We start from the raw sequence: 26,056 nt of genomic DNA, 5'->3' as shown, positions 1-26,056 counted from the left end.
CCACGTATTGATTACAGTGGCCTTGGGCAAACCTGCCGTGGTTTTCGACCAGCGGACACCTCACGTCGACGCCCCCAAATTTGTCATGAAAAGAAAAGCGACTGACGTCTAATGTAAAGCGTCCGGGGTGGGCGCTCTTTAATGTCAGCACTACAAAAACGTCTGACCTATGAGTCAGTCGAGTCATCGAGAAAGCGTAGGTGCTGACGTGGACAAACTGCAAACTGCTGCAACCGTTTTAATCGTACCGGGCTTGCGTGAGCACGTGGCCGAGCATTGGCAGACGTTGCTTGAAGCCAGGCTTGCCAAGGTACGCAGCGTCCCACCGCTTGAAACCGACAAACTCGACTGCGCTGCACGGGTCCGTGCGATCCAGCATGAGCTGGAGCAAATCGACGGGCCGGTGATTCTGGTCGCCCACAGTGCCGGCGTATTGATGGTCGCGCACTGGGCCGCGTTGCACAGCCGTCCGATCAAGGGCGCGCTGCTGGCCGCGCCACCGGACCTCGATGCCACCTGGCCGCAAGGCTACCCTTCTTCCGAATCGCTGCGGTCCCATGGCTGGAATCCGCTACCCGAAGGTCCGCTGCCGTTCCCAAGCCTGGTGATTGGCAGCACCAATGATCACCTGGCCAGTCTCGAAGCCGTCAATCGCATGGCTCGAGGCTGGGGTGCAGAGCTGCGCAACCTGGGTGCAGTCGGTCATCTGAACCCGGCTGCAGGATTTGGCCACTGGCCAGAAGCCGAAGCTTTCATTCTCGAGCTGGATCGTTAATTCAGGCGCCGATTGGCCGCGAGCCAACCGGCATTTGCCCTCACTCCTGAGCAACGCAAAACCCTGGAACAAGGGAATGCGTGAGGGCGGCTGCGCTTAAAACAAATACAAAAGGCGGAGACAACGCAATGCACAACAATAAGAGTCACGGGTTCACGGTTTCGCGCTACACATTGCTGGCCTCAGCCATTCTGGCCGCGTCCATGCCGACCGCCCGGGCGGTTGAACTGGATACCGGTAATCCGGACTGGACCGCGCGCATCGATAACACCATCAAGTACAACTACGGTGTGCGCACCGAAAGCGCCGACAAGCGCATGTTGGGGACGCCAAACAACAACGATGGCGACTACAACTTCCGCAAGGCTGGCACCAACATCACCAACCGTATCGACCTGTTGACCGAGATGGACGTGGTCTACAAAAACGCCATGGGCTTCCGTGTCAGTGCCGCCAGCTGGTACGACAAGGCGTACGAAAACACCGGCTCCAACTCCAACCCGTTCGTCAATGGCAACGATGCACGCTCCGGCCTGGTCGCCAACGACCCGCGCCTGGCCGCCGTCACCAACGACAACGTCGGTTTTGGCAGCTCGCACCTGAGCAACTATGCCCAGCGTTATTACACCGGTCCGTCCGGCGAAATCCTCGATGCATTCGTGTTCTACAGCACCGAAGTGGGCGAGGAGTCGTTGCTCAGTATGAAGGCCGGTCAGCACAACGTGTTCTGGGGCGAGACCATTCTCAACCCGGTGCATTCGATCAGCTACGGCCAGTCCGGCCTCGACCTCGCCAAGCTGGCGGCGTCGCCTGGCACTGAAGCCAAGGAACTGTTCGTACCGCGTAACCAACTGTCGACGACCTTCACCGTTAACCCTGAGTTGACCATCGGCGCACAGTACTTCCTGGACTGGGACGCGGCTCGCTTGCCTGAAGCCGGCACCTACTACGGTGGTTCCGATCTGGTGGGTTTCGGCGCGCAATCGTTTTTGCTGGGCAACACCAACGCCGTGGTTCCGGGCAGCCCGCTGGGTTGCGGCCTGGCGCCGTGCAACGGTTTGACCAACGTGGTGCGTGGGCATGACCTGACGCCGCACAGCAGCGGTGATTGGGGCGTCATGGCCAAGTGGTCGCCGGCCTGGCTGGACGGGACGCTCGGCGTCTACTACCGCGAGACGTCGGAAATCCTGCCGCAAGCCTGGCTGGATGCACGAGGCATCTCGTCGGCCAACCCGAATGGCACCCGACCAGCAGGGCAAGTGCCTGCCGTGGTCAACACGCTCAACTCGTTGAACACCGCCACTTATCAACTGGCCTACGCCGACGACATCAAAATTTTCGGCCTGAGCCTGTCCAAGGACGTCGGCGGCGTGAGTGTGGGTTCCGACCTGAACATCCGTCACAACATGCCGCTGGCCAGTATCCCGGCAATCGTCAGCTCCACCAGTCCGTTGGGCCTGGGTAAAGGCCTCGGCCTGTTGCCGGCGCGCACCGATGCCACGGGCGTGATCTACGACACCCCGAGCCGCGGCGACAGCATGAGCGCCACCGGCGAGACGTTGCACTGGACGTTGAACGGTCTGATGACCCTGCCTAAAACGCCGGTGTTCGATCAGGCGACAGTGCTTGGCGAACTGTATTACAGCAACCTGTTGAGCATCGATGACAAAAACAAGGCGCTCTACAAGGGTGAGGACAGCTATCGCGGTATCGACAAACCGACCCGTGACAACTGGGGCATCGCGGTCAACTTCACACCGACCTGGTACCAGGTGTTCCCGGGCGTTGACCTCAATGCGCCAATGTCCGTCAACGTCGGCATCGACGGCGTGTCACCGGTGTCCGGTGGCGGTGCCAAGGACACCGGCAACTATGCCTTCGGCGTGGGTGCCGTCGTGTACAACAAATACTTTGTCGACCTGAAGTATGTGGACTCTTTCGGCCAGACCGAGAAGTGCAATAAAAGCGGCGTGAGTACCGGCCCGACGGGGGGCGACGGCTCTACTCCAAACGCCTTTAGTGGTAACGAAAACTATGCGTGCTACGCCGGTGGCTACTCGTCCTTTTCCGGTGGCGGTGCCACGACTGAGGATCGTGGTGCTGTGTACCTGACAATGAAAACCACCTTTTGATTCATCACTCGCTTACTCGACGTAAGCAGGAGAACCTCAACATGAAATGTGTACAAACCGTGTTGGCTGCCTCGCTGGCGATGGTTGTTGCCGCCCAGGCACACGCTGCTGTATCTGCTCAAGACGCGACCAAACTGGGCAGCAGCCTGACCCTCGTCGGCGCTGAAAAAGCCGGGAATGCCGATGGTTCCATCCCGGCCTATGACGGCGGCCTGACCACGCCACCCGCCAGCTTCAAGGCCGGCGACAGCATGCGCCCGGATCCGTTTGCCAATGAAAAACCGTTGCTGGTGATCGACGGTAAAAACGTCGATCAGTACAAGGCTCAGCTCACCGCAACCACCGCGGAACTGGCCAAGCGTTTCCCGACGTTCAAGGTCGAGGTGTACCCGACTCACCGTACCGTTTCGCTGCCTAAAGCGATCCTCGACAACGGCGTGAAAAACGCCACCGGCGCCAAGTCCCTTGAAGGTGGCCTGGCCATCGACAACGTGCTGCCGGGCGTACCGTTCCCGATTCCGCAATCGGGTAACGAGGCGATGTGGAACTTCCTGTTGCGCTATCAGGGCGTGAGCATCAACTCCAAGTACGACTCCTGGAACGTTGACTCCGCGGGCGTTCCAAGCCTGGCGACCACCGGGCAGGCATTCATCTCCTATCCGATCTACGAAAACCTGGCGCAGCCGATCAGCAGTGCCGACGTGTACTACCAGATGAAGCTGCAATACACCGGCCCGGCGCGTCGTGCCGGCGAAGCGGTGATGCTCAAGGACGCCGCCAACCCGCTGCAACAACCGCGTCGTGCCTGGCAGTACTTGCCTGGCCAGCGCCGCGTGAAGCTGGCTCCGAACCTGGCCTACGACACGCCTAACCCCGGCACCGCCGGCGCCGGTACTTACGATGATGTGTTCGTGTTCAACGGTGCGCTGGATCGCTACGACTGGAAGCTGGTCGGCAAGCAAGAAATGATCGTGCCGTACAACACCTACAAGCTGACCTACGTGCAGGACCCGAAGTCGATCACCACGCCTAATCACCTGGCATCCGATTATGTGCGCTGGGAAAAACACCGCGTGTGGGTCGTCGAAGGCACCCTCAAGGCCGGTGCACGCCACATCTACGCCAAACGTCGCTTCTACCTCGACGAAGACAGCTGGACAGCTTTGGCCTCGGACCAATATGACGCCCGTGGTCAGCTCTACCGTGGTTCCTTTGCCTTCCTCAGCCAGAGCTATGACAAGCAGGTGCCTGACTCCACGCCGTTCATGATTTACGACCTGGTGGGCGGTTCCTACAACATCAACGGTGTAGTCGGCCCTTACGGCGGCATCAAGTACATCGATCCGCTCTCCAAGGCGCAGTGGTCGTCGGAGTCCCTGGCGGGCGCCGGCATTCGCTAAGCAAACCGCAACAAGGCGTTCATCGGTCCACGGCCCGCAAGCCGTGTGACCGGCGACGGTCGGTGCTCGCCGATCGTCGCGGCGCCGGTTTTCAACGTCGGGCTGCACGCTTGCAGTCCCTGACGCGGTTTTCCCAAGAGGACGCGGTATGTGTTCGTACAAAAAGTACCTGCAGTTAACGCTCGGCGCCCTGCTTGTCATGTCGCAGGGCGTCACCCAGGCGGCCGGTTACGTCGATGTGCTGGACCTGCCTGCCAAAGTCAGTCCGCTGGCGGTCAGCAGTCCGTTGACCGGCATGACCCGTGCGGGCGACCGATTGGTTGCCGTCGGGCAGCGTGGGCACATTCTCTATTCCGATGACAGCGGTAAACACTGGCAGCAAGCAGCCGTGCCAGTGAGTGCCGATCTCAGTGCGGTGAATTTTCCATCGGCCAGGGAAGGCTGGGCGGTCGGTAATGACGGCGTGGTGTTGCACAGCGATGACGCTGGCGTGACCTGGCGCAAGCAATTGGATGGCCGTCAGATCGGTGAATTGCTGGTCAGGCATTACGGTACGTTGGCCAGTGCCGAACCGGATAACGAACAATGGTCACACTGGGCCGTCGAAGGCCAGCGACTGGCAGAGCAGGGCGCCGATAAACCCTTGCTCGACGTCTGGTTCGCCAACGAGCAGGTCGGCTATGTGGTCGGCGTGTTCAACCTGATCCTGCGCACTGAAGACGGCGGCCAGACCTGGACCCCGTTTCAGGACCGCACCGACAACCCGCAAGGCTTTCACCTGAACGCCATCGCCTCCACGGGGGATGCGTTGTACATCGCCGGCGAGCAGGGGCTGTTGCTCAAATGGGACGACGCCAGCCAGCGTTTCGCTGAAGTGCAAACGCCTTATCAGGGCAGCTTTTTCGGCGTGCTCGGCAAGCCAGGCGAAGTGCTGGTCTACGGCTTGCGCGGCAACGTATTGCGCAGCACCGATGGCGGCCAGAACTGGACCGCGCTGGACACCGGCCTGCACATCAGCGTCACCGCCGGCCTGATCGATAACCGTGGCGACTATCGCTTGTTCACCCAGGGTGGGCAGATGCTGGTCAGTCAGGGTTCTGGCGCGCAACTGCACCTGGTTCAGCAGCCTGTACCGACGCCGATTGCTGGCGCCACCGAGGCCTCCGACGGCTCGTTGGTCGTGGCTGGCAGCCGTGGCGCACTGGCGCTGTCCGTCGTTAAGACCTCGAACCCTTAAAGCGAGAACCCAGACATGGGCAACATAAAACAACAAGAAGCCATGCCGGTGATCCGCGACGTGCGCGATTTCGACCGTCGCTCCGGCAACCTGCTGGAACGCCTGGTCTTCAACTACCGCCCGCTGTTCATGCTGCTGATGGCGCTCGCCACCGTGGTGCTGGGCTACATGGCGGCCACCCGTCTGGAGCTGCGTCCCAGCTTCGAAAAAATGATTCCGCAGAGCCAGCCTTACATCCAGAATTTCCTGGAAAACCGCGCGTCGCTGCGCGGCCTCGGTAACTCGGTGCGGGTGGTGGTGGAAAACACCCAGGGCGACATTTTCGACCCTGAATACCTGGACGTGCTCAAGCAGGTCAACGATCAGCTGTTCCTCACCGAAGGCGTTGATCGGGCCTGGATGAAATCGCTGTGGAGCCCCGCGGTACGCTGGACCGAAGTCACCGAAGAAGGCTTCCAGGGTGGCCCGGTGATGCCCGACACCTACCAGGGCAAGCCTGAGCAAATCGAGCAGCTGCGCCAGAACATTTCCCGTGCCGGGATCGTCGGCAGCCTGGTCGCCAGCGACTTCAAATCCAGCATGCTGATCGTGCCGCTGCTGGACAAGGCCGCCGCCGGCGGTCAACGCATCAACTACCACGAATTCTCGCAGATGCTCGAAGAGCAGTTGCGCGACAAGATCGAATACGCCGGTGACAGCGCCGCGCGCAAGTCCGGCGTCGAAGGGAAGGGGCACTACAAAGTCCGGGTGATCGGCTTCGCCAAATTGATGGGCGACCTGATCGACGGTTTGATTCAGGTGATGATGTTTTTCGGCCTGGCCGTGATCACGTCGCTGGTGATCATCTACGCCTACACTCGCTGCGTGCGCAGTACCTTGCTGGTGGTTGGCTGCTCGCTGATTGCGGTGGTCTGGCAGTTGGGCATCGTCGCCTGGCTGGGCTACGCCATCGATCCATACTCGGTGCTGGTGCCGTTCCTGATCTTCGCCATCGGCGTGTCCCACGCCGCGCAGAAGATGAACGGCATCATGCAGGACATCGCTCGCGGCACCCATAAACTGATCGCCGCGCGCTACACCTTCCGCCGTCTGTTCATTGCCGGGGTCACCGCGCTGCTGGCCGACGCCGTGGGTTTCGCCGTGCTGATGCTGATCGACATTCCAGTGATCCAGGACCTGGCGATCACCGCCAGCATCGGTGTCGCCGTATTGATCTTCACCTCGCTGCTGCTGATGCCGGTGGCGCTGTCGTACGTCGGCGTCGGTGCCAAAGCCGCCGAACGCGCACTGAAAATCGACACACGCGCTGAAAAGCACAAAGGCTTTGGCCGACTCTGGGATTTGCTCGACCGTTTCACCACCCGCAAGTGGGCCACGGGCGCCGTGTTGGTCGCGGTGCTGATGGGCGTCGGCGGCTTCATGGTCAGCCTGCACCTGAAAATCGGCGACCTGGAAAGCGGGGCGCCGGAGCTGCGTGCCGACTCGCGCTACAACCGTGACAACGCCTACATCACCCAGCATTACGCGCTGTCCAGCGACCTCTTCGCGGTGATGATCAAGACCGCGCCGGAAGGCTGCCTGAACTACAAGACGCTGGTGTTGGCCGACCGTCTCGCTTGGGAGCTGCAACAAAACCCGGGCGTTCGCGCGACCACCTCGCTGGTCAACGCCGTGCGCCAGATCACTGCCGGCACCTACGAGGGCAACCCCAAACTCAACAGCATCCAGCGCAACCAGGACGTGCTCAACTACGCCGCGCAACAGGCCTCGGTCAATTCGCCGGAACTGTTTAACAACAATTGCTCGCTGATGCCGGTGATCGCCTTCCTCAAGGACCACAAGGCTGAAACCCTGGACGAAGTGGTCGCCATCGCTGACAAGTTCGCCAAGGAAAACAGCACCGACGATCGCCAGTTCCTGCTCGCTGCAGGCAGTGCCGGGATCGAGGCCGCGACCAACATCGTGGTGCGTGAGGCCAATCACACCATGCTGCTGTACGTGTACGCGGCGGTGACGCTGTTCTGCCTGATTACCTTCCGCAGCTGGCGCGCGACGCTGGTGGCGCTGCTGCCACTGGTGCTGACCTCGATCCTTTGCGAAGCCTTGATGGTGGCGATGGGCATCGGCGTGAAAGTCGCGACCTTGCCGGTGATCGCGTTGGGCGTCGGCATCGGCGTCGACTACGCGTTGTACCTGCTCAGCGTCCAGTTGCACTTCCAGCGCCAGGGCCTGTCGCTGTCCCAGTCGTACCGTAACGCCGTGTCGTTCACCGGTCGCGTGGTCGGCCTGGTCGGTATCACCCTCGCCGCCGGCGTGGTGTGCTGGGTTTGGTCACCGATCAAGTTCCAGGCCGACATGGGCATCCTGCTGACCTTCATGTTCCTGTGGAACATGCTCGGCGCGCTGATCCTGATTCCGGCCCTGTCGTATTTCCTGTTGCGCGAAAAAACGCTGGAGACGCGTCCTGTCGAGGACGCACCGCTGGCGCCGGCCGAAGAGGCCAGCACTTCGCACACTTCACCTGTTCCTCATGCTTTGAGCACACCAGAGTAAGTCACTATGTCCGAATACAAAGCTCCCTTGCGCGACATGCGCTTCGTCCTCAATGAAGTCTTTGAGGTGTCCAGCCTGTGGGCGACATTGCCTGGCCTGGCCGATGTGATTGATGAAGAGACGGCTGCCGCGATCCTGGAAGAGGCCGGCAAGATCACCGGTGAAGTGATCGCACCGCTGAACCGCAATGGCGACGAACAAGGCTGCACCTGGAACAACGGCGAAGTCATCGCGCCCGACGGTTTTGTTGCCGCGTACCAGGCGTTCGCCGAGGGCGGTTGGGTCGGTGTGGGCGGCGATCCGCAATTCGGCGGCATGGGCATGCCCAAGGCGATTTCGGCGCAGGTCGAAGAGATGGTCAACTCGGCCGGCCTGTCCTTTGGCCTGTACCCGATGCTGACGGCCGGCGCGTGCCTGTCGATCAATGCCCACGCCAGTGAAGAGCTCAAGCAGCGTTATTTGCCGAACATGTACGCCGGCACCTGGACCGGTTCGATGTGCCTGACCGAGGCCCATGCCGGCACTGACCTGGGCTTGATTCGCACCCGCGCCGAGCCTCAGGCCGACGGCAGCTATAAAGTCAGCGGCAGCAAGATTTTTATCACCGGCGGTGAGCACGACCTGACCGAAAACATCATCCACCTGGTACTGGCCCGACTGCCGGATGCGCCGGCCGGTCCGAAGGGCATTTCCCTGTTCCTGGTGCCCAAGGTGCTGGTCAACGATGACGGTTCCCTGGGCGAGCGCAACGCGCTGTCCTGCGGGTCCATAGAACACAAGATGGGCATCAAGGCCTCCGCCACCTGCGTGATGAACTTCGACGGCGCCACTGGCTGGATCGTCGACGCGCCGAACAAGGGCCTGGCGGCGATGTTCACGATGATGAACTACGAGCGTCTGGGCGTCGGCATTCAGGGCCTGTCCCTGGGCGAGCGCTCGTACCAGAACGCCGTCGAGTACGCCCGTGACCGTCTGCAAAGCCGCGCGCCAACCGGCGCGCAGAACAAGGACAAAGCCGCCGACCCGATCATCGTCCACCCGGACGTGCGACGCATGTTGTTGACCATGAAAGCCTTGAACGAAGGCGGCCGTGCGTTCTCCAGCTACGTGGCCCTGCAACTGGACACGGCCAAGTACAGTGAAGACGCCACCACGCGCAGTCGGGCACAGGAATTGGTCTCGTTGTTGACCCCGGTGGCCAAGGCGTTTCTCACCGACATGGGCCTCGAAACCACATTGCACGGTCAGATGATTTTCGGCGGCCACGGCTACATCCGCGAGTGGGGCCAGGAGCAGTTGGTGCGTGACGTGCGCATCACCCAGATCTACGAAGGCACCAACGGTATCCAGTCGCTGGACCTGGTCGGGCGCAAGATCGTCGGCAGCGGCGGGGCGCTTTACCGCTTGTTCGCCTCCGAGGTTCGCCACTTCGCCGCCAATGCCAACGCCGAATTCGGTGAGTTCAGCAAGCCGTTGAACGCTGCCGTGGACGTCCTCGACGAATTGACCGCGTGGGTGCTCGACCGGGCGAAAAACAACCCGAATGAAATCGGCGCAGCCTCGGTCGAGTACCTGCAAACCTTCGGCTACGTCGCCTACGCCTACATGTGGGCACTGATGGCCAAGACCGCCATCGGCAAGCAGGCCGAGGACGACTTCTACGTCAGCAAACTGGCCACCGCACGCTTTTACTTTGCCCGCCTGCTGCCACGCATCCATTCATTGAGCGCATCGGTCAAGGCCGGCAGCGAGTGCCTCTACGAGCTGGACGCCGCGCAGTTCTGATCGCCAGGCCCCCGCGACCCCCGACTCCGCGTCGGGAGTCGATTGCAACTGAGTGCATCGAGGGGCTCTGAGCCAATAACATAAGGACCAGGAACCCAAACATGATGGCGACAAAAATAATCCCGCCCGCCGATGGCGCCTACGCCTATCCGTTGCTGATCAAGCAATTGTTGCTGTCCGGTGCGCGCTACGAGCCGGGTCGCGAAATCGTCTACGCCGACAAACTGCGCTACGACTACCTGACGCTCAACAAACGCATCCGCAAACTGGCCAACGCCTTGACGGCCGCCGGCGTGAAAGCCGGGGACACCGTGGCACTGCTGGACTGGGACAGTCATCGCTACCTGGAATGCTTCTTCGCCGTGCCGATGATTGGCGCGGTGCTGCACACGGTGAACATTCGTCTGTCGCCGGATCAGGTGCTGTTCACCATGAACCACGCCGAAGACGATCTGGTGCTGGTGCATGATGATTTCCTGCCGTTGCTCGAGCAGGTCCAGGATCGGTTGACCACCGTCAAAGGCTATCTCCAACTCACCGATGACAACGCCGCCAGCACCTCGTTGCCGGTGTTGGGTGAATATGAGCAGTTGCTGTCCCTGGCATCGGACCAGTACGACTTCCCCGATTTCGACGAGAATTCGGTGGCGACCCTGTTCTACACCACGGGCACCACCGGCGACCCGAAAGGCGTGTATTTCACCCATCGCCAACTGGTCCTGCACACCCTGAATGCCGTCGGCACCCTGGGCGTGTATCAAGGCCAGCCGCTGCTGCGTTCCGATGACGTGTACATGCCGATCACGCCAATGTTTCACGTGCATGCGTGGGGCGTGCCGTATGTCGCCACGCTGATGGGGCTGAAGCAGGTTTATCCGGGCCGCTACGAACCCAACAGCCTGGTCCGGCTGTATCGCGAGGAGAAGGTCACTTTCTCCCATTGCGTACCGACCATTCTGCAAATGATCCTGAACTGCGAGGCTGGGAAACAGACCCGTTTCGAGGGCTGGAAAATGCTCCTCGGCGGCAGCGCGCTGACCCTCGGTATCGCCAGCGAAGCCAGCGCCAAAGGCATGGTGGTGCACAGCGGTTACGGCATGTCGGAAACGTGCCCGTTGCTGTGCCTGAGTTACCTGCGTGACGACGTGCTCAAGCAACCCATGCAAGATCAACTGGCGACCCGCATGAAGACCGGCACACCGGTGCCCATGGTTGACCTGAAAATCATCGATGCCAGCGGCAACGATGTGGTGCATGACGGTGAGTCTCTTGGCGAAATCGTGGTCCGCGCGCCTTGGCTGACCCAGGGTTATTTGAAAGAACCGGCAAAGGGCGCCGAGCTCTGGCTCGACGGCTGGATGCACACGGGCGACATGGCTTCCATCGACTCGATGGGCGGCGTGGAAATCAAGGACCGCATCAAGGATGTGATCAAGACCGGGGGCGAGTGGATCAGCTCGCTGGAACTGGAGAGCCTGATCAGCGAACACGCGGCGGTGATGTCTGTCGCGGTCGTCGGCATCGTCGATGAGCAGTGGGGCGAACGGCCCATGGCGATGGTGGTGTGCGAGCCGGGTCAGTACCTCGACAAGCAAATCCTCGAGACGCACCTGCAGACGTTTGTCGAGTGTGGGCGTATCAACAAATGGGCTATTCCGAAGCAGTTCAAGTTCGTGGCTGAAATTCCCAAGACCAGTGTCGGGAAGATCAACAAGAAGCTGATTCGGGAGAGTGAGGCGGGCTGACGGTTATCAGGTTCGTTGGGTAGATGAAAGAACGTGGCGTGGGGGAGATCTCACACCACGTTTTCGTTTGGGGTAATTGTTGATTTTGCGGTGTTATTTAAGGATTTGGCCTACGCCGTTTTCCTACTTCTCTGACTGCTTTCCTGATTGATCCGCCGCAAAGTCTCGCGCGCTCAAAACGCTGCGCGAGGGCGAAATTTCTGGGCAAGGTCGTCGGAAGTTTCCTTCAACTTGTAGCGGCTTTGATGAACTGGTGCGAAGTGAGATCCATGGATAGTCTTTGGCTGTCGCTGCAAATGCAGTGGCAGGGTGTAGGAACCCTTGGATTTTCACCGCGCGTCGGCGCTGTCGTGTGATTGCGGCACTTACTTAGTGTCCGTAAGATCGTTCGCGGCGGCTGTGCGCGGGACACGCTTCGGCGTGGCTGAGTTTGGTGGATCCTCAGTTTCCTACTCCCGCGTACGGCTGCCACCCAAGCCCGTAGGAAGGCCGTTGGTAGCTTAAATTTATCCGCCAAAGGTCTGAAAAAATGAAAACCCTTCACCCCGATCCACCCTACGAAAAACCAATCCCCCACCCCAACAACCGCTTCATGGCCCTCACCAGCAACTGCACCGACATGCCCACGCTGTTCGTCGACACCCACGCACCGCTCGACGTTTTATACGAAGCCGCCAACTACCGAATTCGCACCGTCACCCAGGTACTGGAAAACATGTCGATGCGCGGTTCGCTCGAGTGCGAATCCTTCATCCTCAGCGACTTTGCGCTGCTGTGCGCCATCCCATTGCGCGATGGCTGTGATGTGCTGGATGTAGTGGGGCGGCGATTGCGGGCTCAGGCTTCGGATTAGCGCCGCTGAATAATCGTTCCCACGCAGAGCGAGGGAACGATCATCGCAACGATCGATGCTTTCGCAATAGCGACTCACCGTAAAGCACATGCGCAAGGAGTGGTCACCCACCAGTGCGTGCCACTCCTTGGTGCAAAAGCTCACTCAGAGCAAGTAACCCGCAGCCTGGGCGAGGTGGTTGTCCTGCACACCAGCGATCAAGTGCAAGGGGATGTGCTGTTGTTCTTCCATGACGGGTACTTCGAAGCTGCCCACAATTTGAACGTGCCGCTCACTCAATCCGGTCGACTCTTGTGCCTGTAATTTAGCCATTCTCGCGTGGTTCGCTGCGATTTCACTGAGGGTTGACACGTTAAATCTCCGGTGACTCACCAGGCGTTGCGCTGGGGTCCTTAAGTGTTGAGTGGATTGTCGTCGCGTCAGAATTACGTCGTTTCCGAGCGGCTACGACCGGCCTGTGCAATCCCTGCGCCAGAGCGTCTCGTGCATTGCGCGACACGATTTACCAGGCGACGAATGGTTGAAAGGACCAGAAAGTTTCTGGGCATGTCATCGGAGAGTTTATGAAAATTGCAGCGGTATAACCGACCGTATGCGCCGGTCGACTGCGCATACGGTGGTGCAAATGCTCTGTAACGTCGCTTACTTGATTTCTACGTCGTTGAATTTCACGACGCTGTCATCGCCGTGATTGGTCCGCAGGCTCAGTTTGAGCGCAGGGGAGTTCTGCAAATCACCGCGTCCTTGCTCAAACGCCAATCTCACCCGCGTCGGTACCCCGCGCACCACCGGGAAGGTTTCGCGGTTCATGAACTTTGACGAGCCTACCTGCATCTTGTCGATGTTCAGCGCCCCTCCGGTTTCTTCGAACAGGCTTGTGTCGGAGTTGAAATGAAATTCACCGTCCAGACGGGTGTTCGTCAGCTCGAAATCACAGTTGGGCGAACGCCCGATTTTTTCGCAGCCCAACAGTTCGATGCGCACACCGTCAATCACCTCGATGCGTTTGCCCAACATATTGGCACCGCCGTTCTCGATGAATTTCTGCTGATTACGGGCGAAGTCGAAACTCGGTTTTGCGTATTCACCACCCAATGCGAAAAAAATCACCGCCAGGCCCGCCGAGAGGATTACCAGCATTGCACCTTTGAGCATCTGTGGGAGGCGGCTGGCGTACCAGCCCAGAAAAATGACCGACAGAAAAACAAAGGCGCTCATGAACAGGATCACGTTTTTCCAGTTCAGAAAGCTCAGCCCGAACACGGTAGGGTCTGGAAACACATAGGTGATCAACCCCCACATAGCCGCCAGCAGTGCACTGATGCCGCCCATGATGCGCGTGATAAGACCGGAGATTTTCTTCGGTGGCAGTGCGGTTTCCATGTAAATCCTTGAGTGATTTCGTCGAGGGGCGTTGTTGCCCATCGAGAGAGATTGAAATAGGGAAGGGCGCTTCATGGCGTCCATTATTGAAGCGTTAACTGTCAATTTTGAGTGAAATCAAGGGGGATGGCAATCTAGTGGCCAAGGTTGTCTGTTTCGCCTGAAAGCAGGGCGCGAGAGTGGGTTTGATATAACTAAAAAGAATAAATAGATAATTATATATTCCTTTTGTTGCTTTCCTGATGGGTGCACTTTGGAGGCCTGCACATTTGTGCGCATTGGCCCGACATCAGACAGGAAGCCTCATCATGACCATCAAAGCGATTAACGTCCGGAACCAGTTCAAGGGCGTCATCAAGGAAATCGTCCAAGGCGAAGTGGTGTCCGAAATCGACGTGCAAACCGCCTCCGGCATCGTCACCTCAGTGATCACCACCCGTTCGGTACGCGACCTTGAACTGAAAGTGGGCAGCGAAGTGATTGCCTTCGTTAAATCCACCGAAGTCTCGATCGCCAAGCTCTGAACCTCCCAGCCAACACGCACTTTGTGCCATTCATTAATTTATCGGTATGGGCGTTTCATTCATCCTTGAGGTTTTCATGACGACATCTTTCAAGCGCTCCGCATTGACCCTGTTGGCGACTTCCGTGGTGGCGCTGAGCGCATTACTCAGCCCGGTGGTTCAGGCCGAAGGCAAAATCAGCATTGCCCAGCAATTTGGTATCGGCTACCTGATTCTGGATGTGGTGCGCGACCAGCAGCTCATCGAAAAACACGGCAAGGAACAGGGCCTCGACATCAAGGTCGACTGGAACAGCATCTCCGGGGCCACCGCCATGAACGAAGCGCTGCTGGCCGGGGCGCTGGATGTTGTGTCGGCCGGCGTGCCGCCGATGCTGACGATCTGGGACCGGACCAAGGGCAAGCAAAACGTCAAGGCCATTGCTTCGCTGGGGTCGATGCCCAATTACCTGCTGACCAATAATCCGAATGTGAAAAGCCTCAAGGACTTTACCGAAAAGGACCGAATCGCGGTGCCGGCGGCGGGGGTAGGTTTCCAGTCGCGCACCTTGCAGATCGAAACGGCCAAACAGTTTGGTGTGGACAACTTCAAGAAGTTTGACGATATCTCGATCAGCCTGGCGCACCCCGATGCAACGTCGGCGCTGATCGCCGGCGGTTCAGAGATCAACTCACATTTCTCCAGCCCGCCGTTCCAGTACCAGGAACTGCAAAGTCCCAACGTGCACAAGGTGCTGAGTTCATACGACGTACTGGGTGGCCAGGCCACATTCAACGTGCTGTACACCACGGAAAAATTCCACGACGAAAACCCGAAAACCTACAAAGCGTTTTACGCAGCGCTGGCCGAGGCCGAGCAGATTATCAAGGCTGACAAGCCCGCAGCGGCCCAGACCTATATCCGCGTGGAGCAATCGAAACTATCCTTGCCATTGGTTGAGAAAATCGTCGCCGACCCGGAAATCGATTTCACCGTGGTGCCACAGCGAACCTATATCTATGCCGAGCAATTGCAGACGCTAGGGGTGCTGAAAAACAAGGCAGACAGCTGGAAAGACTATTTCTTTGAGGAAGCACATGGCGGTGCAGGCAGTTGAGACACGCTCGAACATCATGCGAACCCCGACCTACCAACGGCTGGACGTCGCCAACGGCAAACCGATCAAGCTCTGGACCGAAGGCGTCCCGGTCGAAAACGAAGCCCGGCAGCAATTGATCAACACCGCGAAGATGCCGTTCATCTTCAAGCATCTGGCGGTGATGCCTGACGTGCACCTGGGCAAGGGCTCGACCATCGGCAGCGTGATTCCGACCGTGGGCGCGATCATCCCGGCGGCCGTCGGCGTCGATATAGGCTGCGGCATGATCGCCGCTTGCACCACACTGACCGCTGCGGATTTGCCCGACAACCTGCACGGTTTGCGCGCCGCCATCGAGAAAGCGGTGCCCCATGGCCGCACGCTGGGACGTGGCATTCGGGACAAAGGCGCTTGGGACCGTGTTCCGAAACAGGCCGATCATGCCTGGTCGGCGTTGGCCTCACGGTTCAAGGTGATCACCGACAAGTACCCGAAACTGGCCCACACCAACAACCGTGGGCATTTGGGCACCCTGGGCAGCGGTAACCACTTTATTGAAGTGTGCCTGGATGAGACCGACCGGGTCTGGTTCATGCTGCACAGTGGTTCTCGCGGGGTCGGCAATGCCATCGGAAACCTGTTCATCCAACTGGCCCAGGCCGACATGCGGCAGCACCTCGCCAACTTGCCGGACCGTGACCTGGCCTATTTCAAGGAAGGCAGTCGGCACTTTGACGATTACGTCGAAGCCGTAGGTTGGGCGCAGGATTTTGCCAGACAGAACCGTGCGCTGATGATGCAATCGGTGATTCGAGCGACCCGGCAAGTGATCAGGAAACCCTTCGAGGCGGCGCTGGAAGCGGTGAACTGTCACCACAACTACGTGCAAAAAGAGCGGCACTTCGGCGAGGACATCCTGGTCACCCGCAAAGGTGCGGTGTCGGCGAAGAAGGGCGAGTTGGGGATCATTCCCGGGTCGATGGGCGCAAAAAGTTTCATCGTTCGCGGGCTCGGCAATGAGCAGTCGTTCTGTTCCTGCAGCCACGGCGCCGGCCGCACCATGAGCCGCACCAAGGCGAAAAGTCTGTTCACCGTCGACGACCAGGTCCGCGCCACCGCCCACGTGGAGTGTCGCAAGGATGCGGCGGTGATCGATGAAATCCCGATCGCAACATGTTTAGCTATGACATTGACATCACCTATAAGCGGCTAAATACGGGGATTTCAGAGGAAAATGGCATGTCAATTATTTCTGCCATGAAAACGCTTACTGATTGACTAATTCTGTAGGCTGCGCACTCTCTGATTGACACTTTTACCTTCTACGGTTGACACCAAAATTCGGGTTTCTCACTCTTTACGGACGACTTACAAGAAAAGTTCACCGTGCAGGTTTTGGCTGGTCTCCAAAGGAAAGCGTGGATGACCGCATTCTGGACACCCAATCGGCTTCTGAGGTTATGGATAAAGGCTTCCGCTTGCTCGTGGAGTTCAACGGACAGGCACTGACGGTTGTCGGGTGGAGCATGGACGTCGGACATAGAGAATGAATTTCTTATGGGATCTAGCTGTAACGGCTCGCGTTTGAAAACACGCGGGCTCGCATTCCGCTCCATTTCTGGCTCACATTAACTGAAACCAGCCCAAGCCATCGGCTCACATTAATTGCAAATGAGCTTGCATTCGACGACGTGGGCTCGCATTTCATCGCGACGGACTCACGCTATCTGCAAATAAAAATCGAGGGGCATGCCACACGCATTTCGTTGGTCACCGTTGAAGCCTGCACGGAGGTGGATTCATCCCTGAAACCCTCATTGGGATTTCCCCGAGCCATCCATTGTCACTTCTAAGAGCTTGAGCCGCAGACATCCTCCGAATAGCTGCCATCGAACTAGCAGCAATGGATATCGTATCCGTAGAGCACCTCACCAACCCGTTTAGATAAGTCCCCCACCCTTCGCCGATAAAGCCCCCTACAGATATCTCCGGCCGCTAATTTTCAGGGGGGTCGGTTTACACGTCCTGCTTGGGGAGCTCGCAGAATTCGGAAAAAATCGTACGCTAAAGTTTTCCGACCATTCATAGCGGTTTGAAACCATTCGCCAAGCAGTTCGTCGATCAGATCGCGCAACGTACTGGCAGCGGTTGGAGGGGCTGACGGTCATCCGCACCCTGCGCCTAGCTGGAGTGCGCACGCGCAAAGTATTTATTGCTCTGTGGCTCCAGCATCTGGCGTGACCGGTCTCTTGCCTGACACATTCGGTAGCGATTCTCAGGGGGCGATCTTTTATCCTGCGCGCGCAAATTATCGAGTAAAAACAGACTGCTCATTATTGGTCAAATCTGAAGTAGTGGGATCGCGTCAGCGATTCTTGTTTTCAGGATTTTTCCAGCCATGCTCGCAGCCCATTTCCGCGAATTAATTTGTTGGGCGCTTCCTTCCGAGAGTTGATTCAGAAACTTCCTACATACTTTCAGTGACTTTGGCCGCAGGGTATGAACGCACTCTGGGATAGGCCATAAAATCCGGACGATAATCACATGTTAGGCCGCTGCCATCACCGAGGTTCGAATGTTTTTACATCACTGGCCGCGCCATTTGTTTTGCCTGAGTCTCTGCTTTCCGCTGGGCTCGGTGCTAGCGTGCGGTCCGAATTTCCCAATGCGCCTGCTGGATAACCGAAGCCTGTCACTGGAGGAACTACCACCAGGCAACTTCAACCTTGAGGTGACCCGCCTCGGGCAAGCAATCGCTGGGCTCAAAAAATCCGTCTCGGACGACACGCTAAGTCCCGATGTCGCTGAACAGAGAGATCAGGCAGAGCAGGCCGATTTGACGGCAGAGCAACAGCTCTTGGTAAGGCAATTGCGAGGATTGCCCAATGCCCGCCAGGTGGAAGAAAAAGGCGCGCTCTTACCTGCCGAGCTCACGCTTTATCTGGCCGGTGCAGTGGCGTTCCATGCGGCAGACCATGCTTTGGCAGCGAAATACTTTCGGAAAGTGCTCGCGCTGCCCGCCGATCAGCGCACATTGCGCAGCACCTGGGCAGCCTATTCGCTGGGGCGGGCGTTATTTGCCATGAGTTCCGAAGCGGGCGGCGACCCCGATTTGCGGGCTCAATCCCAAAAAGCCTTTGAGCAAACCCGGCAGATGAGCATCGATGGGTTCAGCGACCCGTTGGAATTAGGGATCGCCAGCCTTGGCGAAGAGGCCCGGGTGATCCGAGCCGCTGGTGACTGGAACCGAGCCATCGAACTCTATGCCACGCAAAGCCAGCACGGTTCGCCGGTCGGCTACACCTCATTGAGGTTGTTGATGGCCGACTTGGGGGCGATGCCGGAGGAACAACTGGCCCTGCTGCTCAAGGGCAAACGGGTACAACAATTGGTCACGGCTTTGTTGATCAGCCGACTCGACTGGTCATTCGGTACACAGCCATCAAATGAACTGAAATTGATCAAACTGCTGCAAGACAGTACGCGCGGTAGCCTGGATAATGCCGATCGTCTGGCGGCGTTGAATTATCAACACGGCAACTACGCCAGCGCCAAGGCCTTTCTTGAACACGCCGATGATGGCGGTCTGGCCTGGTGGGTACGGGCGAAACTGGCCTTGCGCGATGGCGACAAAAACGGCGCGGCTGCAGCATATGCCAAGGCCGCCCAGGCTTTCCCAAAAGATGAGTCCTGGGGATTTCGTGTAACGCCAACGCCAAATTTCGATTACGAAACACTTCAACCCAAATGCCGGGTCGAGGGTGAAAGTGCAATTTTGGCCCTGCAACGTGGGGACTACCTGCAAACGTTCGATCTGCTGTACCGCAGCCAGGATATCTATTGGCTCGATGCCGCGACGGTGGCCGAACGGGTGCTGACCGTCGATGAACTCAAGCATTACGTCGACACTCAAGTCCCCGCGCCTCCGCCGTTGAGTCAGCAGGATCGGGACAACTACGTACCGTTGCCGATGCCCGCACAATTGCGCGATCTGCTTGGCCGCCGATTACTGCGCGAGGAGCGCTACGACGAAGCGCTGGTGTACTTTGACAATGCCGATCTACAAAACAAAGCACGGCTGTATGCGCAACAGCGTCAGCGGGCGGATGCGGCGTGGTGGCCGACCACGCGCGCCGTTGCCCTGTTCAGTGCGGGCGAGTCAGCGCGTAAATGGGGAATGGAAATTCTCGGCTACGAAATGGGCCCGGATTTCGCTTGGTACGACGGCGGCTACCGCCTTGAAGGAATTGAGCTCAAAGTTGGACCGTTGATGACCGAGGACGAAGTGAAGCGTCAGCAGGCTAGCGCCGCCCAGCCCGAACACCGTTTCCACTATCGTTTTGTTGCCGCCGCGTTGGCGGGTCGCGCCGCCGACAATTTACCTCATACCAGTCAGGCGTTTGCCGCTGTGCTGTGTCAGGCCGCGACCTGGGATTATAGCGTTAAAGGGAAAAATGCCATTTATCAGCGCTACGTCAACGAAGGGCCTTTGCGGTTTGAAGGAGATTTCCGTACTCAATGCCCTTCACCGGACTTCGAGAGCGCTGACAAACGCTACGTGACACAGGTGATAGGCGCTGCCCGCTCTGCATTGCGCCCTTATAGGGCAGCACTCACAGTCGGCAGCATTGTGATGCTGGTATCGGCACTCTGGTTAGTGTTTCGGCGCTACCGCACAGGCTTCCCTTCTTGAAGTCCGCCAGATAAATAGCAAATCGTTATGGCATTAACGTTAACTTCATAATCACTTATTGGTTTGCAGGACTTGATTGGCTGAGCGAAACAAAATATTTTAATAATCAATTGCTTTAGCCAGGATTTCATTGAAGAACTATGAAAAATTCACTGCATATTATTCTGATGATGCTTTCTTTTAGTGCCTGGGCTGATTGTCCTGACGAGAACTCCGACCTCTTGGATAAACTCAGCAAGCAAATGCGCAAGGGTAGCGAGATTATTGCGGTAGTAAAAGGCACCTTGGGCACGCTCGCGGGGACAGGGACGGACTCGGAAGCGGATGAGTACTGGGATGTAAGTACTGTTGAAGTGACTCAATCCTATGGCTTAGCGATTCCTGCCGGGAGGTACTTTATTAACTATACGTCTTACTGGGGGCAGGGCTGCATTTATGATGAGGAAAAGCCAAGGAGACCAAGTGAAAGTGAACATGAAAAAAGCACTACAGTTTATTTCGCAATATCTCGACTTTACGGAAACACTTTGACCACGCCGGAAAATGAAGAGCGTGGACTTTTCCTGATTAACGACAAAGTTCTCTATCAGCGCCAAGATGGTTCAAAATATCATATTGAGCAACGTCTGTTTGAACATAAGGTGTTGACTGGCATACCTAAAAAACTCTGGCAGCCAGAACATCCGTAATTAAACTACATATTAATGTTTGCATGCTCGACTGTTGGAAGTTAGCGAAATGAGCTTCATAAGAAGTACTACTGACCGGTATTTGTTGAACACACGTAAAGATCATTTTCATCGATTCGGTAGCCTTGAAGCTTACGCTTTGCGAAAGTGGCGTAAGCGTATAGCTACGGCAACATAGGTGGGGGCGACGAGGCTGGGAAAATCGCAGGACCGGGATACCCCGTTTAACGAGGTTCGAGTGTTTTTACCTCACTGGCCTCGCCATTTGTTTTGCCTAAGTCTCTGCTTGCCGCTGAGTTCGGCACAGGGCTGCGGCCCGAATTTTCCCCAGCGGTTATCGGACAGCCGTGGTCAGTCACCAGCGGAATTGACTGAGGCCATTTCAGTTTCGATGTCAGCTGCCATGGCCACGCCCGCCATACCTGGATTTGAGAATCCTCACCGGAGCGGCCTTGTATGTGTGACGCGGAGAACACTGCCCATCGCATATACGCCGAGTAAGTAAAAACAGAAAATTATAATTTTTCCAGTTGGCTTGATACAAAAAGAGGAAGTAAAAAATGATCTCATACCCGCGTGCCAGAGTCGTTGTTGGTTTTGCGCTTTGCCCATCGATGCTTGGGCTTATTCATGGGTTTATTCAGGGATGGGTAGAATATAGGTCTGTAGACACTCTAATTACCGATGCGCTAGCTGAAGCAGGCGCTATAACAATGGTTTATGGCGTCTATGGGTTGCTCCTCGGTGTTTTATTTTCCTATGTGCAATTATATAAAACAATTATTTCTCTGCTTTTTGTCTCATTCTTCTCAGGCATCACGGCAACTCTTTGGTCTCTCATATTATTCGGCACTGGAGAGGAGTCAGGCTACGGAACTGATTCAGGCAAGCCCATTAGCGCATGGTTCTTCCCAATACATGTTTTTATTGTCGGAAGCCTATTTTCATTTTTTGTGAGCCTAATCATTCTTCCGAAAGAAACGTAAGATATATCGTAACTCACTGAATTTGATTGAACCAGCGACAACCAAAATATTTTTTATTGCCAATTAAGCGAGATCATGTCGTGAAATGCATTACTACAGTTCTAACTATTTTCGCTTGTGCGCTATTGGCGAGTTGCGACAGTGTGGATTTCGTCGAAAAAACCGAACCACTACCAGCCGAATTTGCAGATTACAAGGGCATTGATGAAATTTCGGAGTTCGGAAATTTTACCGTTGAAAAATTTAAAGACTCCTCCGGCCCGACTGAACACAAGTTTGACGAAGATACAAACAATGTCATCATTAAAGTGACTGCAAAAATTGACGACGACCATCGCCAAACTTCCTTCTATAAATTGGACTCTTCGGGAAAAATTATTGATACTCATCAGTTTGTGATGAGTTACTTGATCGCTGATGCCACGGGTGACGAAGAGTGGGTTGGCAATAATTTTTTGGTGAATAAAGAGCTGGGATATTATACGACCTGGCCATTGAATGGTAGCAATATAAAAAGACCGTTTATTGAAATTAATGCCGATCGAAACTGGAGCGAAGACAAGGTCCGCGAGCACTATAGCGATATAGTCATGAAAAGTGCATATCTGGATGACGTTGAAACATGGGAAAATATCTCAGAAGGAAAAAACAAAAAACGTATAGCCAAAGTGTACTACCTAAGAAGTACAGGTGAATGGTACATTTTATATGGAAACTCATTAACTGAAGATGGGTATGGACGGCCTTTGTCTGGCTTCAATAATACCTTGTTCGAAAATTTCACCAGCAATGAACGTTTCTTCGGGCGCTATATTCCACCAAGCAATATTACGATATCTTATTTTCAAAAACTAAAATATGAAAAGTATTGCGCTGCAAACCAGGTCGGCTGCAGTATGTTTTACAGCTGGGGCGGGATGGGATATTACAATGTGGCGATAGGTGGAAGTATTCTGAAATTTAAAAACAAAGGCTCCCTGTCGACAACTGAGTTTAAAAACAAAGTGTTCCCACCAAAAGAAAGCTTGCTTGTTAATTTTGCCTATTTCACGCACCAGAATTTGACGTATGCGCTGTTTTCAGCTAACGACGTGCTTTATATAATTAAGCAAAAGAAATCAGCAAATCAAGGGCGGCAAAGACAATAATGCTCACAAACTTCCGATTTTTGCTTAAAGTTAGCTGCAATTGTGCTTGCATTCATCGACGCATGCTTCCACTCCATTACTACGTGCTCACATTAACTGCAACCAGCAGTTGGGGAACGAGGGCAATGAAAGTGCGCGGCAACCACGGCGTCAGACGCGGTCTTTCTCCCAGCTGATGCATTCCATAGCGCTTCTGATTGAGTGAACCTTTACCCTGTGGTCTTACGAGAAATTGCTTAGGGTGTCATTTCGCCCCCAGAAGGAACCGCCCACTCTACATGGAGCAAAAAATGAAGGACGGCGATACCGTTCAATTGCGGGAAGGCGTGGCCGGCGGGGCGATCCCTGATGGTCGTCAGAATCATCGCTATGCCCGCATTTACTCTCTCCTGAAGGATGGTGCCGTAATCTGCGCGATCGCCATGGCTGCTGTAGGGAGCTGTGCGTACGCCTCTGGAGGAGAAGAGCACAAGCTGGAGTGGCCTGTGCGAGGCGAAGTGCTCGCCTATCGCTCATGTGGTTGTGCAGATTCGTGCTGGACTGCAGAAGTGCGAGATACAAAAGCCAAGAAGATGAAATTTCGCCTTCATTGCGATTGCGAAATACTCACTTTTTCGGACCCCGGCGTGAGCGAACACCAGGTGGTTGACAACAGTTGCACCGCCATCAACGACAGTGAAGACAAATTCGGCGCCATTAGGGCAACGATGGAACGGCTGGTGGGGCACAGAGAAAAATAAGCTGCTCTGTTAGGCGTCAAGTTGCGCAATCTAATCAGTATCACCAATATAATACTCGGTACTAATATGAAAGAACGTAGTTATCTGCTGATAGGTTGTGTTGTAAGCTCTCTAATGTTGGGATGTAGTAATGCGGTTTACCCTGATCCGGCCCCGGAGGCCACAGAACATTTAACTTCAACGCCGGTAAAAAATGCAAAAGAAATAATTTCAGTTCAGTGGGTGAACAATGATTTTTCAAAAAACATTAAAGGTGCTACCGCAGGAGAGAGTGTGGGACTACTTATAAAAACGAAAGGTTACGCACAAGGCGAACAGGTTGCAGTAGTATTTGACGACAAAAACACTAATGATGACGGTGGCAGCTATACCGTTGAGAGAAAAATAGTAGGTGGGGTTAATGAACATGGTGAAGTCAGGGTGCTGTTTAAAACTGAAAGCGTCATCAATGCGTTCGCCAACTGAACGATATTATTGAGACAAACTAGACAAGGAGATGGCATATGCAAAACTACTCAATGTTGGGCTTCCGCTGCGCCATAGGTGTTTTTGTGCTACTGACCGTTTTCAATTATTTCAACGACCTTTATGCCTCTTCAGATGCGCACCTTCAAAGTTGCATGTGGAAAGCGGGTCCTCCTGTCTCTTCAATCGGTGATGTTATGCATTTTGATGACCCTCAAAACTTTATAAAAGACGGTAAAATTTATACAGTTGGGATACCCGTCGCCCGAATTATCGAGCGGATTCCTCATAGCAAAATTTATGTCGAAGATATTGAGTCAGGGGGCGTTGGTATCTATTACGTTCAAGGATGCAAGTGAGACACTTGTGTATTAAGCATCTGCGCAGCCTTTAGACTCCAGAAAAGCCGAACACAGAGGTGCGAGCCTGCCGACGGGGCTAAAGTTGTAACTGGCGGGAGGTGCTGCGTTCAATACGCCGATCATCGGCTGGCCGCCGAGTAACAATAACGGATAAATATCTGGCAGATTTACAAGACCGTCATTACTAAGGCGCCCATACCGAATAGGAATAATATTCCGAGACACATTCGGTTTAACAACATGTCTAGCCTGCGTAAATCCAATGAGTGGGCCGGATAGTGGTACGGCCAACTACCTGTTTCAACGGCGTGGTGCAATATTTTTGGTGTGATTACCATACGTTTAACTCGGCGGTATGGAGGAGGAAATATCAGCGCTCCAAAATTAAGGAACCCTTCTTCTCTGTGATGGAAGTACCACCGATATTCACTCATATCGACCGAAAAGTTGGTCCGGAACATCTCAATCAGTTCTAAAAAATCGTCACCATCAATACCTAAGTCGGCGTATAAATCCGAGTCATCCAAGATGTGGTCGACTTTCATTGCCGTCGCTTCAGCGATAAACGATTTGATATTTTGTAACGAAATAGTCATACAGCATAGTCCTGTCGTTTCACCATAGTGCGCTCCGAAAAATACGTAAACATCTGGAAGGAGGTGAGCATCTAAAGATAATACGCTAAACGGATATCCACGCGCAGGAAAATAATGGCAAGCGACTCGTTGACTCTACCGAATATTTTTTCTTTCTATTGAGTCTCGATGGAAGTGCCCATTTCGTTAATGTCAAGTTGTAGTATACCCTTGATCGACAGTCAGGCATCTCGACAAATAGCGTAAATTTAGGGTTGATCTGCCTATTAATTGACACGACTGGAGCAGGGTCTAAGATTTCAACTTGACAAAGACGAGGTACGAGAAAAATGCAAGGGCAACGAGTCGGCTACATCCGGGTCAGTACGTTGGAGCAAAACACTCAACGTCAGTTGGAGCATGTCCAGGTTGATCGTACTTTCATCGACAAGGCATCGGGTAAGGACATCCAGCGACTGCAACTCGATGCATTGCTCGCATTTGTCCGCGAGGGTGATACCGTCGTCGTGCACAGCATGGACCGTTTAGCGCGTAATCTTGACGACTTGCGCGGTATCGTCCAGGAATTGGTTAAACGCGGTATACGCATCGAGTTCGTTAAAGAGGCATTGACGTTTATCGGCGATGATTCGCCGATGGCCACGTTGATGCTTTCTGTGATGGGGGCCTTCGCAGAATTCGAGCGAGCCTTGATTCGTGAACGGCAGCGCGAAGGGATAGCGCTAGCCAAGCAGCGCGGCGTCTATCGGGGCCGTAAAAAATCACTAACCCCTGAGCGGATTGCTGAACTGCGTCAGCGGGTAGCTTCCGGCGAAACCAAGGTGCAGGTTGCACGCGATTTCGGCATTAGCCGCGAAACGCTGTACAACTACCTCGCGAAGACTGACAGCGATGCCGTTCGCGCAGCATAAG

At 55.6% G+C, this 26,056-nt stretch carries 21 protein-coding genes and 1 pseudogene; 19 read left to right on the top strand and 3 right to left on the bottom strand.

Translation table 11 applies throughout. The annotated features are described in order from the left end of the window. The first annotated feature begins 208 nt into the window (after positions 1–208). From J2X66_RS01480 to J2X66_RS01445, 8 genes are all read left to right on the top strand, one after another. Entirely contained in the window at positions 209–775 is a 567-nt protein-coding gene (locus tag J2X66_RS01480) for an alpha/beta hydrolase (protein WP_059181160.1), read from the top strand. 128 nt (positions 776–903) lie between these two features. Then, positions 904–2,907, top strand: coding sequence for a DUF1302 domain-containing protein (locus tag J2X66_RS01475; RefSeq protein WP_310259991.1), 2,004 nt, complete (start codon positions 904–906; stop codon positions 2,905–2,907). A 41-nt stretch (positions 2,908–2,948) separates the two neighbouring features. Further along, complete coding sequence (locus tag J2X66_RS01470; protein ID WP_310259988.1) at positions 2,949–4,307, top strand: DUF1329 domain-containing protein; 1,359 nt, start codon at positions 2,949–2,951, stop codon at positions 4,305–4,307. Between the two features lie 148 nt (positions 4,308–4,455). After that, positions 4,456–5,544, top strand: coding sequence for a YCF48-related protein (locus tag J2X66_RS01465; RefSeq protein WP_310259986.1), 1,089 nt, complete (start codon positions 4,456–4,458; stop codon positions 5,542–5,544). A gap of 15 nt (positions 5,545–5,559) precedes the next feature. Continuing rightward, positions 5,560–8,097 (top strand): MMPL family transporter, encoded by a 2,538-nt coding sequence (locus J2X66_RS01460; protein ID WP_310259982.1) that lies wholly within the window; start codon positions 5,560–5,562, stop codon positions 8,095–8,097. Positions 8,098–8,103: 6 nt separating this feature from the next. Then, positions 8,104–9,882: an acyl-CoA dehydrogenase C-terminal domain-containing protein gene (locus J2X66_RS01455; protein WP_310259980.1), complete on the top strand. Its 1,779-nt coding sequence runs from the start codon at positions 8,104–8,106 to the stop codon at positions 9,880–9,882. Positions 9,883–9,983: 101 nt separating this feature from the next. Beyond that, a complete protein-coding gene (locus J2X66_RS01450) occupies positions 9,984–11,627 on the top strand; it encodes a fatty acid--CoA ligase (RefSeq protein ID WP_310259978.1) in 1,644 nt (547 codons plus the stop codon). A 529-nt stretch (positions 11,628–12,156) separates the two neighbouring features. Beyond that, entirely contained in the window at positions 12,157–12,480 is a 324-nt protein-coding gene (locus J2X66_RS01445; RefSeq protein WP_310259974.1) for a hypothetical protein, read from the top strand. A gap of 144 nt (positions 12,481–12,624) precedes the next feature. On the opposite strand, the gene J2X66_RS01440 is transcribed toward J2X66_RS01445, so the two are convergent. Both J2X66_RS01440 and J2X66_RS01435 read right to left on the bottom strand, forming a co-directional pair. After that, positions 12,625–12,831 (bottom strand): hypothetical protein, encoded by a 207-nt coding sequence (locus J2X66_RS01440; protein ID WP_310259971.1) that lies wholly within the window; start codon positions 12,829–12,831, stop codon positions 12,625–12,627. 291 nt (positions 12,832–13,122) lie between these two features. Then, the gene (locus J2X66_RS01435; protein WP_027921433.1) at positions 13,123–13,863 is read right to left on the bottom strand and encodes a hypothetical protein; all 741 of its coding nucleotides are present in this window, start codon (positions 13,861–13,863) and stop codon (positions 13,123–13,125) included. Positions 13,864–14,171: 308 nt separating this feature from the next. Between J2X66_RS01435 and J2X66_RS01430 the strand changes: the two genes are divergently transcribed. The 10 genes and pseudogenes from J2X66_RS01430 (at position 14,172) to J2X66_RS01385 (ending at position 24,545) form a co-directional block, all read left to right on the top strand. Further along, positions 14,172–14,387: a molybdopterin-binding protein gene (locus J2X66_RS01430; protein ID WP_027921432.1), complete on the top strand. Its 216-nt coding sequence runs from the start codon at positions 14,172–14,174 to the stop codon at positions 14,385–14,387. Positions 14,388–14,463: 76 nt separating this feature from the next. After that, on the top strand, positions 14,464–15,483 hold the full coding sequence (locus tag J2X66_RS01425) for an ABC transporter substrate-binding protein (RefSeq protein ID WP_310259966.1): 1,020 nt from the start codon (positions 14,464–14,466) through the stop codon (positions 15,481–15,483). 16 nt (positions 15,484–15,499) lie between these two features. Beyond that, positions 15,500–16,636: pseudogene (locus J2X66_RS01420) on the top strand (RtcB family protein); the annotation flags it as partial. Between the two features lie 1,404 nt (positions 16,637–18,040). Continuing rightward, positions 18,041–20,158: a hypothetical protein gene (locus J2X66_RS01415; protein ID WP_310259963.1), complete on the top strand. Its 2,118-nt coding sequence runs from the start codon at positions 18,041–18,043 to the stop codon at positions 20,156–20,158. Between the two features lie 140 nt (positions 20,159–20,298). Next, entirely contained in the window at positions 20,299–20,847 is a 549-nt protein-coding gene (locus tag J2X66_RS01410; RefSeq protein ID WP_310259960.1) for a hypothetical protein, read from the top strand. Positions 20,848–21,407: 560 nt separating this feature from the next. Next, on the top strand, positions 21,408–21,833 hold the full coding sequence (locus tag J2X66_RS01405; protein WP_310259957.1) for a hypothetical protein: 426 nt from the start codon (positions 21,408–21,410) through the stop codon (positions 21,831–21,833). 80 nt (positions 21,834–21,913) lie between these two features. Further along, positions 21,914–22,981: a hypothetical protein gene (locus J2X66_RS01400; protein ID WP_310259954.1), complete on the top strand. Its 1,068-nt coding sequence runs from the start codon at positions 21,914–21,916 to the stop codon at positions 22,979–22,981. Positions 22,982–23,271: 290 nt separating this feature from the next. After that, positions 23,272–23,721, top strand: a complete 450-nt coding sequence (locus J2X66_RS01395; protein WP_310259951.1) for a hypothetical protein — start codon at positions 23,272–23,274, stop codon at positions 23,719–23,721. 66 nt (positions 23,722–23,787) lie between these two features. Continuing rightward, positions 23,788–24,186 carry a hypothetical protein gene (locus J2X66_RS01390; RefSeq protein WP_310259948.1) on the top strand — a complete coding sequence of 133 codons (399 nt, stop codon included), beginning with the start codon at positions 23,788–23,790 and terminating at the stop codon, positions 24,184–24,186. A gap of 38 nt (positions 24,187–24,224) precedes the next feature. Further along, complete coding sequence (locus tag J2X66_RS01385; protein ID WP_310259945.1) at positions 24,225–24,545, top strand: hypothetical protein; 321 nt, start codon at positions 24,225–24,227, stop codon at positions 24,543–24,545. Between the two features lie 170 nt (positions 24,546–24,715). On the opposite strand, the gene J2X66_RS01380 is transcribed toward J2X66_RS01385, so the two are convergent. Beyond that, positions 24,716–25,144 (bottom strand): DUF1493 family protein, encoded by a 429-nt coding sequence (locus J2X66_RS01380; RefSeq protein WP_310259944.1) that lies wholly within the window; start codon positions 25,142–25,144, stop codon positions 24,716–24,718. A gap of 329 nt (positions 25,145–25,473) precedes the next feature. On the opposite strand from J2X66_RS01380, the gene J2X66_RS01375 reads away from it, so the two are divergent. Next, positions 25,474–26,055, top strand: coding sequence for a recombinase family protein (locus J2X66_RS01375; RefSeq protein ID WP_310259941.1), 582 nt, complete (start codon positions 25,474–25,476; stop codon positions 26,053–26,055). The last annotated feature ends 1 nt before the right edge of the window (position 26,056 follow it).

It is taken from the genome of Pseudomonas sp. 3296 (assembly GCF_031456615.1).
GTDB classification, from domain to species: Bacteria; Pseudomonadota; Gammaproteobacteria; order Pseudomonadales; family Pseudomonadaceae; genus Aquipseudomonas; species Aquipseudomonas mucoides.
Note: the sequence above shows the minus strand (reverse complement) of the source record. Positions and strands in the feature narration are given on the sequence as shown.

What these genes read in the sequence shown, in the direction of transcription:
- J2X66_RS01475 (WP_310259991.1), top strand. Translation starts at nt 904, where the DNA reads ATGCACAACAATAAGAGTCACGGGTTCACGGTTTCGCGCTACACATTG.
- J2X66_RS01470 (WP_310259988.1), top strand. Translation starts at nt 2,949, where the DNA reads ATGAAATGTGTACAAACCGTGTTGGCTGCCTCGCTGGCGATGGTTGTT.
- J2X66_RS01465 (WP_310259986.1), top strand. Translation starts at nt 4,456, where the DNA reads ATGTGTTCGTACAAAAAGTACCTGCAGTTAACGCTCGGCGCCCTGCTT.
- J2X66_RS01460 (WP_310259982.1), top strand. Translation starts at nt 5,560, where the DNA reads ATGGGCAACATAAAACAACAAGAAGCCATGCCGGTGATCCGCGACGTG.
- J2X66_RS01455 (WP_310259980.1), top strand. Translation starts at nt 8,104, where the DNA reads ATGTCCGAATACAAAGCTCCCTTGCGCGACATGCGCTTCGTCCTCAAT.
- J2X66_RS01450 (WP_310259978.1), top strand. Translation starts at nt 9,984, where the DNA reads ATGATGGCGACAAAAATAATCCCGCCCGCCGATGGCGCCTACGCCTAT.
- J2X66_RS01445 (WP_310259974.1), top strand. Translation starts at nt 12,157, where the DNA reads ATGAAAACCCTTCACCCCGATCCACCCTACGAAAAACCAATCCCCCAC.
- J2X66_RS01435 (WP_027921433.1), bottom strand. Translation starts at nt 13,863, where the DNA reads ATGGAAACCGCACTGCCACCGAAGAAAATCTCCGGTCTTATCACGCGC.
- J2X66_RS01430 (WP_027921432.1), top strand. Translation starts at nt 14,172, where the DNA reads ATGACCATCAAAGCGATTAACGTCCGGAACCAGTTCAAGGGCGTCATC.
- J2X66_RS01425 (WP_310259966.1), top strand. Translation starts at nt 14,464, where the DNA reads ATGACGACATCTTTCAAGCGCTCCGCATTGACCCTGTTGGCGACTTCC.
- J2X66_RS01415 (WP_310259963.1), top strand. Translation starts at nt 18,041, where the DNA reads ATGTTTTTACATCACTGGCCGCGCCATTTGTTTTGCCTGAGTCTCTGC.
- J2X66_RS01410 (WP_310259960.1), top strand. Translation starts at nt 20,299, where the DNA reads ATGAAAAATTCACTGCATATTATTCTGATGATGCTTTCTTTTAGTGCC.
- J2X66_RS01405 (WP_310259957.1), top strand. Translation starts at nt 21,408, where the DNA reads ATGATCTCATACCCGCGTGCCAGAGTCGTTGTTGGTTTTGCGCTTTGC.
- J2X66_RS01395 (WP_310259951.1), top strand. Translation starts at nt 23,272, where the DNA reads ATGAAGGACGGCGATACCGTTCAATTGCGGGAAGGCGTGGCCGGCGGG.
- J2X66_RS01390 (WP_310259948.1), top strand. Translation starts at nt 23,788, where the DNA reads ATGAAAGAACGTAGTTATCTGCTGATAGGTTGTGTTGTAAGCTCTCTA.
- J2X66_RS01385 (WP_310259945.1), top strand. Translation starts at nt 24,225, where the DNA reads ATGCAAAACTACTCAATGTTGGGCTTCCGCTGCGCCATAGGTGTTTTT.
- J2X66_RS01380 (WP_310259944.1), bottom strand. Translation starts at nt 25,144, where the DNA reads ATGACTATTTCGTTACAAAATATCAAATCGTTTATCGCTGAAGCGACG.
- J2X66_RS01375 (WP_310259941.1), top strand. Translation starts at nt 25,474, where the DNA reads ATGCAAGGGCAACGAGTCGGCTACATCCGGGTCAGTACGTTGGAGCAA.